This window comes from Thermosporothrix hazakensis (genome assembly GCF_003253565.1).
GTDB lineage: Bacteria > Chloroflexota > Ktedonobacteria > Ktedonobacterales > Ktedonobacteraceae > Thermosporothrix > Thermosporothrix hazakensis.
Genome location: NZ_QKUF01000001.1, coordinates 61,334 through 76,073 on the forward strand (window position 1 = coordinate 61,334; position 14,740 = coordinate 76,073).

At 55.0% G+C, this 14,740-nt stretch carries 14 protein-coding genes; 7 read left to right on the forward strand and 7 right to left on the reverse strand.

The features are described from left to right. Positions 1 to 275: 275 nt before the first annotated feature. On the forward strand, positions 276 to 2,021 hold the full coding sequence (locus EI42_RS00225) for a 2-oxoacid:acceptor oxidoreductase subunit alpha (protein ID WP_111317513.1): 1,746 nt from the start codon (positions 276 to 278) through the stop codon (positions 2,019 to 2,021). Positions 2,022 to 2,024: 3 nt separating this feature from the next. Beyond that, positions 2,025 to 2,870: a 2-oxoacid:ferredoxin oxidoreductase subunit beta gene (locus EI42_RS00230; RefSeq protein ID WP_111317514.1), complete on the forward strand. Its 846-nt coding sequence runs from the start codon at positions 2,025 to 2,027 to the stop codon at positions 2,868 to 2,870. A 165-nt stretch (positions 2,871 to 3,035) separates the two neighbouring features. Here the strand turns inward: EI42_RS00230 and EI42_RS31815 are convergent, their stop codons facing one another. Together EI42_RS31815 and EI42_RS00240 are read right to left on the reverse strand one after the other, a co-directional pair. Beyond that, complete coding sequence (locus EI42_RS31815; protein WP_137686078.1) at positions 3,036 to 3,260, reverse strand: hypothetical protein; 225 nt, start codon at positions 3,258 to 3,260, stop codon at positions 3,036 to 3,038. Positions 3,261 to 3,635: 375 nt separating this feature from the next. After that, positions 3,636 to 3,911 carry a hypothetical protein gene (locus EI42_RS00240; protein WP_111317516.1) on the reverse strand — a complete coding sequence of 92 codons (276 nt, stop codon included), beginning with the start codon at positions 3,909 to 3,911 and terminating at the stop codon, positions 3,636 to 3,638. Positions 3,912 to 4,107: 196 nt separating this feature from the next. Between EI42_RS00240 and EI42_RS00245 the strand changes: the two genes are divergently transcribed. Together EI42_RS00245 and EI42_RS32230 are read left to right on the forward strand one after the other, a co-directional pair. Continuing rightward, on the forward strand, positions 4,108 to 5,139 hold the full coding sequence (locus EI42_RS00245; protein ID WP_111317517.1) for a zinc-binding dehydrogenase: 1,032 nt from the start codon (positions 4,108 to 4,110) through the stop codon (positions 5,137 to 5,139). A 56-nt stretch (positions 5,140 to 5,195) separates the two neighbouring features. Next, entirely contained in the window at positions 5,196 to 5,369 is a 174-nt protein-coding gene (locus tag EI42_RS32230; RefSeq protein WP_170142245.1) for a hypothetical protein, read from the forward strand. A gap of 45 nt (positions 5,370 to 5,414) precedes the next feature. Here the strand turns inward: EI42_RS32230 and EI42_RS00250 are convergent, their stop codons facing one another. Further along, complete coding sequence (locus EI42_RS00250) at positions 5,415 to 5,870, reverse strand: GNAT family N-acetyltransferase (protein ID WP_137686079.1); 456 nt, start codon at positions 5,868 to 5,870, stop codon at positions 5,415 to 5,417. A gap of 154 nt (positions 5,871 to 6,024) precedes the next feature. On the opposite strand from EI42_RS00250, the gene EI42_RS00255 reads away from it, so the two are divergent. The 3 genes from EI42_RS00255 to EI42_RS00265 all read left to right on the forward strand — a co-directional run bounded on the left by EI42_RS00255 (position 6,025) and on the right by EI42_RS00265 (position 9,899). Then, positions 6,025 to 6,738 (forward strand): response regulator transcription factor, encoded by a 714-nt coding sequence (locus tag EI42_RS00255; RefSeq protein WP_111317519.1) that lies wholly within the window; start codon positions 6,025 to 6,027, stop codon positions 6,736 to 6,738. A gap of 1 nt (position 6,739) precedes the next feature. After that, positions 6,740 to 8,236: a sensor histidine kinase gene (locus EI42_RS00260; RefSeq protein WP_170142246.1), complete on the forward strand. Its 1,497-nt coding sequence runs from the start codon at positions 6,740 to 6,742 to the stop codon at positions 8,234 to 8,236. Positions 8,237 to 8,477: 241 nt separating this feature from the next. Further along, complete coding sequence (locus tag EI42_RS00265; RefSeq protein WP_211325978.1) at positions 8,478 to 9,899, forward strand: DUF4032 domain-containing protein; 1,422 nt, start codon at positions 8,478 to 8,480, stop codon at positions 9,897 to 9,899. Positions 9,900 to 9,981: 82 nt separating this feature from the next. On the opposite strand, the gene recA is transcribed toward EI42_RS00265, so the two are convergent. The 4 genes from recA to dnaX form a co-directional block, all read right to left on the reverse strand. Next, positions 9,982 to 11,118 carry a recombinase RecA gene (recA, locus tag EI42_RS00270; protein WP_111317522.1) on the reverse strand — a complete coding sequence of 379 codons (1,137 nt, stop codon included), beginning with the start codon at positions 11,116 to 11,118 and terminating at the stop codon, positions 9,982 to 9,984. 330 nt (positions 11,119 to 11,448) lie between these two features. After that, complete coding sequence (gene recR, locus EI42_RS00275) at positions 11,449 to 12,060, reverse strand: recombination mediator RecR (RefSeq protein ID WP_111317523.1); 612 nt, start codon at positions 12,058 to 12,060, stop codon at positions 11,449 to 11,451. A 253-nt stretch (positions 12,061 to 12,313) separates the two neighbouring features. Further along, on the reverse strand, positions 12,314 to 12,610 hold the full coding sequence (locus EI42_RS00280; protein ID WP_111317524.1) for a YbaB/EbfC family nucleoid-associated protein: 297 nt from the start codon (positions 12,608 to 12,610) through the stop codon (positions 12,314 to 12,316). A 15-nt stretch (positions 12,611 to 12,625) separates the two neighbouring features. Further along, complete coding sequence (dnaX, locus tag EI42_RS00285; protein WP_111317525.1) at positions 12,626 to 14,713, reverse strand: DNA polymerase III subunit gamma/tau; 2,088 nt, start codon at positions 14,711 to 14,713, stop codon at positions 12,626 to 12,628. Positions 14,714 to 14,740 lie beyond the last annotated feature (27 nt).

Sequence of the window (14,740 nt, forward strand, 5' to 3'; positions counted from 1 at the left end):
CTTTGTATCAGGCATTATGTTTGTTTATAAACAAAAGCAGACAGGAAACGGAAACAGAGGAGGATAGCGGGCTCATCATCATGTTTCACTGCTGCTCAGCCGGAAGTAGCAACAAACATAAGACTCACTGCCAAATTTCCTCTTTGGTTGTGAAGCACTATACACAACCGCCTCTTGAGGTCAACTCCCCAAACAGGCGAAACCCGCTAGCACTTTTTTCAGCCGCGCTACACGGGATAGGGCGCGGTCTAACGTTTTTCTGAGGGAGATTTTCAGTGGAGAACGAAGTTACAATCCGAATCGGAGGCGAATCGGGTGAAGGTGTTATATCCGGAGGCGACATCCTGGCATTGGCTGCCGCCCGCTGGGGATACCATGTCTATACCTTCAGAACGTTCCCGGCCGAGATTCTCGGCGGCCCCTGTATGTTCCAGGTGCGCATCAGCGATCACCCGGTAAAATCTATGGGTGATTATGCCGACGTGCTCATCTGCTTGAACAAAGAGGCCTATGAACGCAATGTGAGCGATCTGCGCCACGGTGGCGTGCTGGTCTATGATCCAGCAGATTTTACTCCCGAGACAGGCGACTTCATCACCTACGCAATCCCGTTCAACCAGATTGCGCGTAAGGAAGTACAGCTCTTCCAGACCAAGAACGTCGTCATGCTTGGAGCGATCGCGACGCTGTTCGGGCCTCCGATTGAAGCGATTACCCAGGTGGTACAATCCAAGCTGTCTAAGTCGCGCAAAGCCAACCCGGTTCTGATGGAAAAGAACATGCTGGCACTGGACATTGCGCAGAAATACGTGCGGGAAAACATTTCCAAACATGACCCTTATCTGCTAGGCGCAGTCGAGAAGGCAGATCGAGTCGTGCTCAACGGAAATCAGGCAGTTGTCGCGGGCGCACTTGCCGCCAGATGCCGCTTCTTCGCAGGTTATCCAATCACACCCGCCAGCGATATCATGGAAGCGATGGCAAAAGAGCTTCCCCTTGTCGGAGGGACCTTCCTTCAGGCAGAAGACGAGATGGCCGCGCTGGCCGCGGTGCTTGGAGCCTCATTCGGTGGCGCACGCGCCATGACAGCGACCTCCGGCCCTGGTTTCTCGCTGATGACCGAGTTGATCGGCCTTTCCTCAATGGCCGAGCTTCCCGCCGTCATCGTCGACGCCCAGCGGGCTGGTCCAAGTACCGGCATGCCCACAAAAATGGAGCAATCAGACCTGAGCTTTGCCCTGCATGCAGGCCACGGCGATACCCCGCGCATGATCGTGGCACCGGCCGATGTTGCCGACTGCTATGAACTGATGATCCTGGCCTTTAATATGGCAGAGCGCTATCAGATGCCCGTCATTTTCCTGACTGACCAGTCTCTAACGGCCCGCGTTGAGAGCGTTGATAGACATATCTTTAAACCCGGAGAGATCTGGGAGCGCCTCAAACCTGAAGCCACCGAGGAGACAGAGGAAAAGACCCCTGTTGGCGCCCCTGGCTTTGCCCGCTTTGCCTATACTGCCAGCGGTGTTTCACCGATGACCGCGCCCGGAGCCGGAGCCGCCCCCTATGTCGCGACCGGTCTGGAGCACGATGAGTATGGGCACCCTGACTACGAACCAGAAGACCATACAGCCATGATGGAAAAGCGCTTCCGCAAGCTGCTGACTGCCGCCGAGGAGCTGCCCAAACCCGTACGCTATGGCGATGCAGATGCAACCATTGGACTGATCGGGTGGGGCTCAACCGAGGGCACCATTCAGGAGGCAGTGGATCGCGCACGTGCTAAGGGATATAAAGTGGCATCTCTGCATCTCAAGATTCTGTCACCATTGCCTGACCGCACGATCAAAGAGTTCATCCATTCGGTTCAGAAGGTGATTGTGCCCGAGTGTAACTACTCCGGTCAATTGGCGAATCTGCTCGGTGCAAAGTACGGTCTTCAGGCGACCCGCGTGAATAAGTTCGGTGGTATCCCCTTCACCGCTGGCGAAATTCTCCGGGCCATTGAGGAGGTTTGTTAAACAATGACGCAAACGATCATAAATCCCACCCCGAAGGACTATAAAAGCACGGTTAAACCGACATGGTGTCCGGGATGTGGAGACTTTGGTGTGCTGAACGCAACCCTGCGCGGTATTTCTGGCATGAAACTTGCTCCAGATCAGACCGTAGTGGTTTCCGGTATCGGCTGCTCAAGTCGCTTCCCGCACTTCATGAAGACCTTCGGCTTTCACAGCGTCCACGGTCGTGCCCTGCCTGTCGCTCAGGGATTGAAAATGGCGCGCCCGGATCTCACGGTTGTTGCCGTTGGCGGTGATGGAGACTTCTTCAGCATTGGCGCTGGTCATCTGGTTCACGCCGCCCTCCGCAACATTGACATCACAGTCGTCGTGATGGATAACGAGATCTACGGCCTGACCAAAGGGCAAACCTCTCCGACGTCGCCGCATGGCCATGTGACCAAATCGACGCCATACGGCCTGATGGCCTCGCAGTTCAATCCGCTGCTCACCGCACTCTCGCTCAACGTGAGCTTTGTGGCTCGCGGCTATTCCGCCAAGCCCAAAGAGCTGGCAGCATTGATCGAGCAGGGTATTCAGCACAAGGGCTTCTCCTTCATCCATGCGCTTAGCCCCTGCCCGACGTTCTACCATACCTTTGATGCCTGGGATGCCGCTGTTACCCCTGTACCAGAAGACCATGACCCGAGCGACCGTGCAAAGGCAATGGCCCTGGCAATGGAAACAGAAAAGCCATTTATTGGTCTCCTCTACCGTGAAGAGCGTCCGACGATGGACCAGGCAGCGCAACAGCTGGTTGAGAAAGCGAAAGAGTTCGACGTTGAGCAATATATCCAGCGTTTTGCATAGCAGCTAAAGAAATACAAGACGCAGAACAAGAAAGGCCAGCCTCATTCGGGTGAGTGCTGGCCTTTTGTTTTTCAGCATTGAGTATCTGGCTTTTCGAGGCGCAGCGGCTCAACAGAGACCATTCCCCTGTTCGCTAGACAGGGTTCAGGAAGGGAAAGAATAAAATTAGAAGTTTTCCAGTCCGGGTGTGATGGTTGTCATCGCAATTGAATTGATTACAGCCTGAGCGAATTGCTCCCCACACGAGCGACAAAAGGTTCCGCTCTCGTTATGGTAGGTTCCTCCGATAGCCGTCAGCTGCCTCTCCGCGGGCTTCCCGCACCACTCGCAACGGCTGCCGCTTGGGGCAAAATCAACAGAGACTGGACGGCGAAACTCGTTAAACTGCATGAGGTATCCTCCTTTTTTGTGCTGACCAGCGGAACTGTTCAAACACAGGTGAAATTGACAGCACTCAGGGGGATTCTCGTATCCGGGCGGGCTTTCGTGGAACAGCCACGGCGATACGGAATCACAATCACTCGCATCATCGCCATTGAGCAACGCTGCTCCCGCACTGGCAATGCTCTTTTCTCGGAGAAGGAAAGAGAGCCATAGTAGCATGTACAGAAACTATACCATAGATTTGACGAAAATACCAGACCCTGCCATACAAATCCCTACTATTGCATGACACGCCTGTTTCCAGGAAAAAGTTTCAACCCGAAACCTCTGCCCTTTTCCGTTGTCAAAAGCCGGGCTGAACACTCTCTATTGTCAACGCCTTCACGCCTGTTGTGCCGCGTCCTCGGCAGAATCAGAAGACGTTTCTTCGGGCTTCTGAGACTGAGCAAACCTGGGAGATATCCTGTCTCCGATAATCCAGCCTACCACCGCACATATCAGAGTCAGAATCAGCCAGAACAACGACGCGATTTGATAGTTCACTAAAAAGGCACCGGCCAGCACGCCGGCAATAATAATTCCAACAATCGTGCCAATCGTTAACCCGGTCAAACATCCCAGGTGCTTGAGGTTGCGCCCTCGCATTTGGTTCATCATCGCCAGTCACAAAATCCTTACAAAATGATTGATAAGCCTGTATAGGGATGATAGCGCGATCAAACCAGATCGTCAAGGTGAATGCCTTTTCTGCAAGCTCCTTGCAACCGCTCTCTCCTGTGCATACAATGGAAAGAGGAACACAATCGCAACAGATGAAGGTGCTGTAAAGCGGGCAGATTTGAAAGGAGAATCCATGAAAGCTGCACTTTTCCACGAACATGGTGATACAAGCGTGTTGCGCATTGAGGACGTACCGGAACCCACTCCGGGCCCCACAGATGTGATCGTCAAAGTGCATGCCTGTGGCATCAATCGGCTGGATATCTATTCACGCACCGGGCGCACCAAAGTAGCCCCCATGCCCCACATCGCTGGCTCAGAGGTCGCGGGCGAGATTGCGGCGCTGGGCAACGCGGTCAGCGGGCTGCAAATTGGACAGGCTGTCGTTGTTGCGCCCTATCTCTTTTGTGGTGTCTGCGAGTTCTGCCGCTCGGGCGAAGAATGTATCTGCTTGAGAGGCGACATTGTGGGGCTTGGCAACCAGGGCGGCTATGCAGAATATGTACGGGTACCTGCCACAAATATTGTGCCTCTGCCCGAGGGCGTCGATACGCTTTCAGCGGCAGCGGTCGGCCTGGCAGCTATTACCGCCTGGCATATGCTGACGAAACGCGTGACTCTGCACCCCGGGCAGGATGTGCTGATTCTCTCGGGAGGAAGCGGTGTCGGAAGCGCGGCTATCCAATTCGCCAAGCTGAGCGGGGCCCGCGTGATTACCACGGTCAGCACCGAAGAGAAACGCGCCCGGGCCCTTGAACTAGGCGCCGATGAGGTGATTCATTACCATGAGCTGGACTTTCTCAAGGAAGTGCGTCGCCTCACCAATAAGCGTGGCGTAGATGTCGTGATCGAGCACGTCGGCGCGGAAACCTGGGAAAAGAGCGTCGCCTGCCTGAGCCGTAACGGCAAGCTGGTCACCTGCGGCGCGACGACCGGCAACGAGAGCACGCTGAATATCTGGAATCTGTTCGCGAAAGAAATGACGCTGATCGGCTCCTATGGCGGCACCCGGCAAGATCTGGCCGAAGTCCTGAAACTGGTCGCGGCAAAAGTGTTTGAACCGGTGATCGATAGCACCTATCCGCTGGAAGAGATTGCCCGGGCTCACAGCCGCCTGGAAAGCCGCCAGAGCTTTGGGAAGATTCTTGTGACACCCCGAGTATAATAGAAGTGATGCACGCGTGCATCAGCGCACTCCGTATTTGAAAGGAAACGACGTTCATGGTTGATCCAGCAAAGGAAGCAAACGACAGACCAGTTGAGATTGTTGACCCGGCAGAAGAGCCAGAGCACACCGGTTCCAACATCAATATCCTTCTTCCACTGGTCCTGGCACTTGTGGCCCTTGTTGTCTTTCTAGCCCTGCGCCGCGAGTCGGAACAGAGCGAGGAATAATCGTTTCTTCCGTGGCAGGGTTGGCCGCGCTCCGGTCAATCCTGCTTACAGGCGATAGCGCAACACCAGCATATCGAGCATCGGGATCCCATCTTCCACAATTGGCGGCTGGATATAGGCAAAGAAATCCCGGCGCACATGATCCATACGAAAGCCACACTTCTGATAGAACGCGATATTCTCCCATGAGCTATTAGCCGTCCCGACCAGCAGCGAGCCCACCTTACGCCTGCGACCCTCCTCAACCACCTGCGCGATGATCTCCTTACCATAGCCGCGCCCTCGGGCCTCTGGCACCACAGCGACATACTCAATCTCGCTCTCATCCTCCTGCCAGCGCACCGTGACTGCGCCAACGACCTGTTCTCCAACCAGCGCCACCGCAGACATATACGCGGGATTGGTCAGCGTCGTGCGAATGCGCGCATCATCCTCATCGGCATCATGCAGCAACGTTACCAGTAGCTCAATATCATCACTTGCTTGCAAGCGAACTGTCATAGATTGCTCCGATCTCTCAACAATGTTCAGATAGAATTCAGCTCTTTGCTGTACTGTCACACCATAGCATACTCAGGTTCCTCTTGACAGCCTGCTTCAGATATGAGATGGTAGCACTGAAACGTTGTTTCCTGTAGAAGCGGGAAAAGCTGGCATGAAAAACACATATGACACACCCTTCACCCCTCGGATACTGATTGTTGATGACGAGAGCCGCGTGATCAGCGCTCTCCGTCGTGGCCTGAGCTATGAAGGCTATCAGATCTCGTGTGCCTTCACGGGAGAGCAGGCCCTGCACCTGATTCGTTCGCAGACACCAGATCTGGTCATTCTGGATATCATGCTCCCGGACCTCAGCGGGCTTGAGGTCTGTCGGCGCCTGCGCACCGAAAAAAATGACGTCGCGCTTCTGATGCTGTCCGCCCGTGACACTATTCCTGATCGTGTACGCGGGCTGGAACTGGGCGCTGATGATTATCTGGTCAAGCCGTTTGCCCTTGAAGAGCTGTTGGCCAGGGTCAAGGCGCTGTTGCGGCGGAAGCAACCAGCAGGCATCAATCGCGAGCTGCTTCGTTTTGAAGATCTGGAGCTGGACACCGCGACCAGACAGGGACACCGGGGCGGGCGCACCTTCCACCTGAGCACAACAGAGTATGAGCTACTGACGCTCTTTCTGCGCAACCCACACATCGTCTTACCCCGCGGGGTGATTATGCAGCGAATCTGGGGGGACGACTTTGAGGGTGGCCCGAACGTCCTTGAGGTCTACATCCGCCATTTGCGCAACAAGCTGGAACAGAATGGAGAGCCACGCCTGTTGCAGACTGTGCGCGGAACTGGCTATGTGCTGCGTATTCAGGAGCCCTGATGTGTTCAAGGCATCACGTTATGCGTTGCCGCTTCACTGGCGCTTGACATTATTCTACACGCTGATTCTTGTACTTGCGCTCTGGCTCTTCAGCGCCTTCCTGCTGAATCGTACCGAGCAAGAGGGCTACACCAGTATCGATCGAGAGCTACAAACCCGTGCCCTGAGCGTGCGCCTGGGTAAGATGCTCTTTATGCAAGCCACCCCACCCGTTGAAACCATTCCCGCGCTCAATGGTCTGGGAGATGAGGCCATCGCAATCGAGGTCTTGCGCTATGAGCACTCCAGCTTTACGCTGCTTGCAACCACTGCTACCGTCTCCGAGCAGGATATCCTGAACACCGGGATCCAGGCGCAGGCGCCGCCACCGGTTCCCTGGGATGCAGCAAGCGCAAGCCTCGTTGTTCAGGGAAAGGGTGAGCACTGCAATCAGCGAGAGATGGGAGCACTTTGCCGCTACAGCACCATCACCTTTCATAGTGAGCGTATCCGCGTTTTTACCTATAAAAGCCCCGATTCGCTCCATATTATTCAGACCGCCCAAAGCTATCGCCTGCTTGAACGGCGACTGGACGAGCTGCGGCGCATGTATCTGCTACAGGGACTGTTCCTTGTTGGGCTGGCGCTCCTCGGCAATAGCCTGATCGGTCGAGGACTGCTCGGAACCGTGCGCCGCATCACCAACTCAGCCCGCACGATTAGCGAGACACGCGACTTTGGCAAGCGTCTCCCCGAGAGGCCCGGCCTGGTGCGCGATGAGTTCACGACACTCACCGAAACCTTTAACCGCATGCTCGATGCGCTTGAAAGGCTCTATCGCGAGCAGCAACGCTTTATCGCCGATGCCTCCCACGAACTTCGCGCACCAATTACTGCCATTCGCTGCAATCTCGATCTGCTTGCGAAGGCGCGGGATCTGCCGCCAGAGGAGCAACAGGAAGCGCTGGCTGATGTCCAGGCAGAGGCCGAACGGATGAGTCGCCTCGTGAACGACCTTCTCTGGCTGGCGCGTTCGGACAGCCTGGCAGCACCGCCACAGCACCGTCAGGTCAAGCTTGATAGCCTGCTGCTCGACGTTTTTCGCCAGTATCATCGTGTTAAAGAGAGCAACAGGCCGCGCCTGCGTTTACAGGAAACGGAACCGGTGTGTGTCCTGGGCGACGCGGATCAGCTCAAGCAGGCTCTGGTCGCGCTAATAGACAATGCACTGAAATATACACCGCCCGAGGGGATAGTCTCCCTCTCGCTCACCGTGCAGGGACAACAGGCGCTGCTTCGCGTCAGTGATACCGGGCCAGGGATTGCCGCACACGATATTCCTCTGCTCTTTGAGCGCTTCTACCGCACAGCCGAGGCCCGCGCCCACCGGGATGGAAGCGGCCTGGGGCTGGCAATCGTTCAGCGAATCGTGCAGGATCACAAAGGAACAGTAACAGTAGCCAGTGAATGGGGAAAAGGGAGTACCTTTACAATACAGGTACCACTTACAACACCGTGAAATAAGGATAGACAGGTAGCACCATTCTCTCCCATAGTGTCTACATGAAAGCTATCGGGCCTTTCATCTCGCTCTAAATCTCTGGATCCAATTTTACTAATTTACGGCCTGAGTTTGCGTCATATGCCCTCGATATACTATAATCAAAGGAAGGATGGTTGCTTCTTTACTGAAAAAATCATCAGGGAGGTTCGCTATCATTTACACACAGGTGAAAACAAAAACCGATATCCGCTTTAACATGGCACCATCCGAGCGGCACAGATTGGAGAAGTTGCCCTGGCATGCCCCGCTGAGCGAGTGGGATAGTCAGGGTGTAGACCTGCTGATTATTCGGCGGGGCGAGTCCCGGCACCCGGTCGTTTTTGTCGAGTGTCAGGGAATGCGCTATGCCATTAAGGAGACAACCCCTCATATGGCGGAGCGCGAAATCCGCAACCTGCGCGAAATCGAGCGGAGAGGCATTCCAGCCCTCAGCCCGGTTGGAAGCGTGGCCGTTGCCGCACCACCAATTCCGATTGAGATTCCGGGGATCCCGGGCGCCAGAGACTATATCAAAGGGGATAGAGGCTATACTGTAACCCGTCTGGCCCCCCGCGTGATCCCGCATGTGCTGCTCTATCGCTTGCCACTCAAAAAGCGCTCAAAACAGCGGATTCTTTCAGCGGTTGCTGTCCTTATGGTTGAGCTCCATGAGCACGGCATCTACTGGGGAGACCCTTCACTGGCGAACGTCCTGATACGTATTGATGGTCGACGAATTCTCGCGATTCTATCCGATGCAGAGACAGCGGAACTGTTCCCCGATTCGGTCAATGACGAGCTGAGGGAGCAGGATTTAGCCCTGTTCGGGGAGTCTCTGGCCTGGCAGGCGGAAGATCTACGCCAGGCAAAAGGCTTGCCGGAAGACAAGAAAGTGCTGGATGACCGCGATTACCGCTACTTCGAGCGGCGCTATCGCTGGCTCCGGCGCGAACATGCCCGGATTACCCATAGCAAGGGCTTTGACACGCTGCTGCAAGCGCAACGCTTCTTGCGCACCCTCCATCGTTGGGGGTTTTCACTGGCCGAAGCGACGGAACGTGTTTTCAAGCGCTTCCAGGTAACAACCGTTCTGCCCGGCTGGTATCAGCGCAGATTGTATGAGCTGCTTCATATCTCGATGCCGCCTCTGTATGCACCGCGTCTCTATCAGATGATTCTGGGGCATCAGATTATGAGCAGCCAACGCGAGAAACGGCCCATCAGCATCGAAGAAGCTGCACGTGACTGGTACGAACGATATCACTTACCGACGATCCTTATGCTTCGCCGTAACCTGTCCAGTGATCAGGAACCGATGGATGCCTACTTTGACATCATGGATCATAAATGGAAGCTCAGCCAGAAAGCCGGCTATGAGGTTTCCATTGAAGATGCCATTCTTGATTGGTCAATGGAGGCCGCGGAGACAGGCGAGTTAGGCAAAGTTGACCCGGCAAAGATTGCTACATGGTGGCGCGAACGACAACCCGTTGCGAAGGCATTGGAGCCACCTCTGATTGAAAGTGAAGAGCTTGAACCTCTGCTCTCAACCGGGGAAAAGCCACTTGTACGACTCAACGAAGAACAGCTAGAACAGAAGCTCCCGGAAATCCTGGAAAAAGGGAAAAAGGCGCGCTAATCGCCAGTTCAAAGGGACAAAAAAGAGGGAAGGTTTCAAAAAGCCTTCCCTCCATTTGTGTGCAGTCTGGTCGAAGGACCGCTTAGATCTCGCCCTCTTCTTCCAGAGTCAGCGGCTCTTCTTCCGGGGTCTCCATTACCTCGGTCGTCTCAACCCCATCCTCCTCGTTGTTACCGAAGATGGTCATATTGCTGCGGATCTGCTCCTCGAGCGCGGCAGCGACATCGGAATTCTGGCGCAGGAACTCTTTCGCGTTCTCGCGGCCCTGACCCAGGCGGATATCACCGACGGTGAACCATGTACCGCTGCGTTTCACAAGACCCATCTCCAGACCGACATCAAGCAGGCCACCCTCACGAGAGATGCCCTCGCTGTACATAATGTCGAACTCTGCGGACTTGAACGGAGGCGCAACCTTGTTCTTCAGCACGCGCACGCGAGTGCGGTTACCAGTTACTTCCTGCCCCTGCTTGATTGAGTCGATACGGCGGATATCCAGACGCAGCGAGGCATAGAACTTCAGCGCTTTACCACCGGCAGTGGTTTCAGGGTTACCGAACATCACACCGATCTTATCGCGCAACTGGTTCGTAAAGATAACGGCGCAATTGGAATTGCTGATCGCCGCGGTCAGCTTACGAAGCGCCTGGCTCATCAGACGAGCCTGCAAGCCAACGTGGGAGTCACCCATCTCGCCCTCGATTTCCGCGCGTGGCACCAGTGCGGCAACCGAGTCGACCACAATCACATCAACGGCATTACTGCGTACCAGCGAGTCCACAATTTCAAGCGCCTGCTCGCCGGTATCTGGCTGTGAAATGAGCAAGGTCTGTGTATCAACGCCACAGCGAGCCGCATACGTTCGGTCGAACGCATGCTCGGCATCAATAAAGGCCGCATAGCCACCGGCCTTCTGTGCGTTCGCAATGATATGCTGACAGAGCGTGGTTTTACCAGAAGACTCAGGACCATAGATCTCGGTAATACGACCACGCGGCACACCACCAACGCCAATCGCAAGGTCAAGGGCAATAGAGCCGGTCGGGATCACATCTACATGGATCTTCGGGGCGTCACCCATCTTCATAATAGCGCCCTTACCAAAGCGGCGCTCTATCTGCTGCAAAGCCAGCTCTATAGCTTTCTCGCGCTCGGTTTTTCCAGCATCACTCGCGGCGGCATTGCGATCAACAAGAGCTTTCTCTTTCTTACTACTCATCAGCTTCCTCCGCACAGAGGCAAAAAAAGATCCCCTGCACGCCTCCTTTTTTCAATTCAAAACTGTATACAGCGCAATCTTCAGATCGTTTTTCGTCCTCAGATAGATTTCCTCTGGTTACTTCTTTGGCAAGGGAACAAAAGTGGAAATAGCAGCCACTCACAACAACGAACTATTTCCGGGAAAGTAGAACAAGAGTACCATAATAAGGGCAAAGTGTCAAGAAATGATGCCTTCTGTACTCTTATAATACATGAAAAAACAAGACCTGCCCGCTGGATGCCGGGACCTCAGAAGCAAAAACCGTGGAAAAAAAGAAAGGCGACAGAATCAGAGTTCACGTCGCCCTTCAATCGCACGTCCTAACGTGTCTTCGTCAGCGTATTCAAGCGAGCTGCCCATTGAGAGGCCCCTTGCCAGTGTAGTAATGCGCACCTCGGGAACACTCAACTCGGTTTTAATACATCGTTCAATGGCACGTGCAGTATAATCACCCTCGAAGCCGGGGTTTGTAGCAAAAATCACCTCACGGATAGTTCCCCGTTCCAGGCGGCGCAAGAGTTCATCCATACGAATCTCTTTCCGCCCGATCCCATTCATCGGGGAGAGCGCCCCATGCAGCACATGGTACAGGCCCTTGTAGGCTCCCGTTTTCTCCAGCGCAAGCACATCCATCGGTTCTTCAACCACACAGATGGTATCCTGCTCCCGCGCGGGATTACTACAGATGGGACAGGGGTCTTTCTCCGTGATATTAAAACAGCGAGAACAATAGATAATGCTCTCTTTTACGCGCATGATCGCTTCAGCCAGACGACGCGCCTGATCGGTCGGGCAACGCAACACGTGGAAGGTGAGGCGCTGCGCCGTTTTCACGCCGATACCCGGCAGCTTCGCAAACTCCTCAACCAGCGCTGCGACTGGTGGTGCAATATCGCTCATCAGTTCGTTTCTTCCATCCTCGACGCTCGCGTACGAGCGCCGCAACGATCTTTATGAGTTCGTCTTCTGTTGTTTGTCTCCTTCAGCAGCCCGTGGGCGCTGCTCCAAAACCCGCCCTCGTCAAGCAGAGAGCACAGGCTTCAGTATGGAGGTTTCGCAGTGCACCATAACAACGCGTGCTTCGCATGCAAGCGGCGCCACCCCAAAACCTCCATTCCCTGCTTCATCGGGATTGAAGAACAGTTATGAAGCGTTAGAACAGGCCGGGAATCTTGATGCCGCCCGTCGCGCTCGAAACAAGGCGCTGCTGTGCTTCCGTCACGCGATCAAAGGCATCTTTTGCTGCGGCCTTGACCATGACCTCCAGCTCCTCGATGTCTTCGGGTGAGAACGCTTCGGGGTCAATCTTCACCGCCGTGATCTCATATTTTCCGCTCATCGTAATGGTGACAGCGCCACCGCCAGCAGTTCCGGTAAACTGGCTGTTCTCCAGCTCTTCCTGCATCTTCACCAGCTTCTGCTGCATTTTCTGGATCTCACGCATGTTCATAGGACCAAACACTCCTTATTTCAGATAGATATCTTTGATTTCAGCCTTAAATATTCGTACTACCTCTCGCACAACGGGATCCTCTTTCGCTTTGCGTTCCACCTGTTCTCTGCGCGTTTCAGAAGGTGCAGCAGTTGGTGGCTGCGATACGGGTTGGCGGCGCTCCTCCGTACTCGTGAGGGCAGCACTCTTGAGAGCATTGGTACCGTTTGTACTCTCCTGAGTACTATTCTCTCTCACACTCCCATTTCTGGCAAGAGGTTCCTGAACGGGGGGCGGCTGCACAGCCGTTGGTGTCGCCTGAAAAACAGCCAGCGCCTCCGCCAGATCAATTGGCCCATTTCTTCCTGACGAGCCATTCTGCTGCTGAGTGGGCGGCTGAGGCGCGGGACGCTCCGGCTGTGGGATACTGTTTCTGCTGCGGTTGCCGGGTCGCCAATCCTGATCGGGTGGCAACACACGCAAGCGGCACTTCTGCGGCAACTCTATTTCTAATGCCCACTCAATCAGTTGCTTATCTTTATCTTTTAGATTCGTATAGAAGAACGTTTGGGTCGCTTTGATGACCAACAACGGCACATCGGCTGTCGGCTCGATTCCGAGCAGGGTAAAGTATCTCAGGAAGGCCGACACGCGGGCGCCATCTCGTTGTGGCTGTGAGCGCACACGCCGGATAACCAGCTCCCATTTCTCTTTGACCTCATCCAGCGTTATCAGCGGCTCAGCACTCTCTTCAGCGACGGGAGGCGTTTCTTCCTGCTGGACAGGAGGCTCTTCCGGCGCGGGTGGCTCTGGCTGGATGGGAGGAGGAATATTAATCCCTGTCGCGGCGCGAATTGAGGCCTGTTTCCGTTCGACAGGCTGGCTCGGCTGTGACAGATCTGGTGGTGTGACAGGACGTGGCGCGGGCTGACTCGGCTGTGGTGCGACAGGGCGTAGCGCAGGTTGGCTTGCCTGTGGCGCAACAGGGCGTGATGCAGGCTGCGGTACAAGCGCTTCACCGGCCTGAGCACGGCGATGCAGCTCGATACAGGCCAGCAAGGCAAGCTCAATCCCGAGTTGCGGCGTTCCCTGGTTCTTCTGAATCAAGTCATTCTGGGCAAAGATCCGCGAGCACTCCATCAGCTCTTCGAGCGTGAACTGCTGCACCGCCGCCTGAATATCACGAATCTCATCCTCGGTGCTATCCATAATCTCAGCGATGTTCGCCCCGGCCTTACAGAGCATCATCGCCCGCCAGAGCTCAGCAATCTGGCCGTTAATCTGGCGTAGATCGGCCCCGGCCTCGACCAGCTCATGCACCTGATGGAGCGCCGCCGAGCTATCAAGCTGTGCCACGTACTGAATAAACTTCTGAATCGCACGCGGATCGGCGACACCAAGCATTGCCTGCACCTGATCCAGCGTGATCGACTCTCCACTATACGCGATTGCCTGATCGAGCAGGCTCAAGGCATCGCGCATACCACCAGAGGCGGCACGAGCCAGTAATTCAGCGGCTCCGCGCTCAAGCTGGACTTTCTCCTGTTCCGCAACAAAGCACAGATGCTCAACAATCTGGCGCGTGGTGATCCGCTTGAAGTCGTAGCGCTGACAGCGAGACAGGACCGTCGGTAACATCTTATGCACATCAGTTGTCGCCATCACAAAAATAGCGTGGGGGGGCGGCTCTTCCAGCGTCTTGAGCAGGGCATTAAAGGCCTCGGTGGTCAGCATGTGCGCCTCGTCAAGGATGTAGACTTTATAGCGACCACTAGAGGGCGGCACCATCACCTTTTCACGGAGCTCACGAATGCTATCGATACCACGATTGGAGGCAGCGTCGATCTCAACAACGTTGAAAGAGCTCCCATCAGCGATCTCGCGGCAGAGTTGACATTCATTGCAGGGCTCGCCATTGACAGGAGAGAGACAGTTCACGGTTTTCGCGAGCAAGCGTGCGGTACTTGTTTTTCCGGTTCCACGCGGACCGGTGAAGAGATAGGCGTGGGTTAATTTGCCAGCTTTGAGGGCATTCTTGAGTGTGCGAACAACGGCCTCCTGACCGACGAGTTCGGAGAAGGTTTGAGAACGCCACTTACGGTAGAGAGATTGTGAGGCCATAGTACAACTCCCGCCTGTAGTTTCCTC

What these genes read in the sequence shown, in the direction of transcription:
- EI42_RS31815 (WP_137686078.1), bottom strand. Translation starts at nt 3,260, where the DNA reads ATGCAGTTTAACGAGTTTCGCCGTCCAGTCTCTGTTGATTTTGCCCCA.
- EI42_RS00230 (WP_111317514.1), top strand. Translation starts at nt 2,025, where the DNA reads ATGACGCAAACGATCATAAATCCCACCCCGAAGGACTATAAAAGCACG.
- EI42_RS00245 (WP_111317517.1), top strand. Translation starts at nt 4,108, where the DNA reads ATGAAAGCTGCACTTTTCCACGAACATGGTGATACAAGCGTGTTGCGC.
- EI42_RS00265 (WP_211325978.1), top strand. Translation starts at nt 8,478, where the DNA reads ATGGCACCATCCGAGCGGCACAGATTGGAGAAGTTGCCCTGGCATGCC.
- recA (WP_111317522.1), bottom strand. Translation starts at nt 11,118, where the DNA reads ATGAGTAGTAAGAAAGAGAAAGCTCTTGTTGATCGCAATGCCGCCGCG.
- EI42_RS00255 (WP_111317519.1), top strand. Translation starts at nt 6,025, where the DNA reads ATGAAAAACACATATGACACACCCTTCACCCCTCGGATACTGATTGTT.
- EI42_RS00280 (WP_111317524.1), bottom strand. Translation starts at nt 12,610, where the DNA reads ATGAACATGCGTGAGATCCAGAAAATGCAGCAGAAGCTGGTGAAGATG.
- EI42_RS00250 (WP_137686079.1), bottom strand. Translation starts at nt 5,870, where the DNA reads ATGACAGTTCGCTTGCAAGCAAGTGATGATATTGAGCTACTGGTAACG.
- EI42_RS00240 (WP_111317516.1), bottom strand. Translation starts at nt 3,911, where the DNA reads ATGATGAACCAAATGCGAGGGCGCAACCTCAAGCACCTGGGATGTTTG.
- recR (WP_111317523.1), bottom strand. Translation starts at nt 12,060, where the DNA reads ATGAGCGATATTGCACCACCAGTCGCAGCGCTGGTTGAGGAGTTTGCG.
- dnaX (WP_111317525.1), bottom strand. Translation starts at nt 14,713, where the DNA reads ATGGCCTCACAATCTCTCTACCGTAAGTGGCGTTCTCAAACCTTCTCC.
- EI42_RS32230 (WP_170142245.1), top strand. Translation starts at nt 5,196, where the DNA reads ATGGTTGATCCAGCAAAGGAAGCAAACGACAGACCAGTTGAGATTGTT.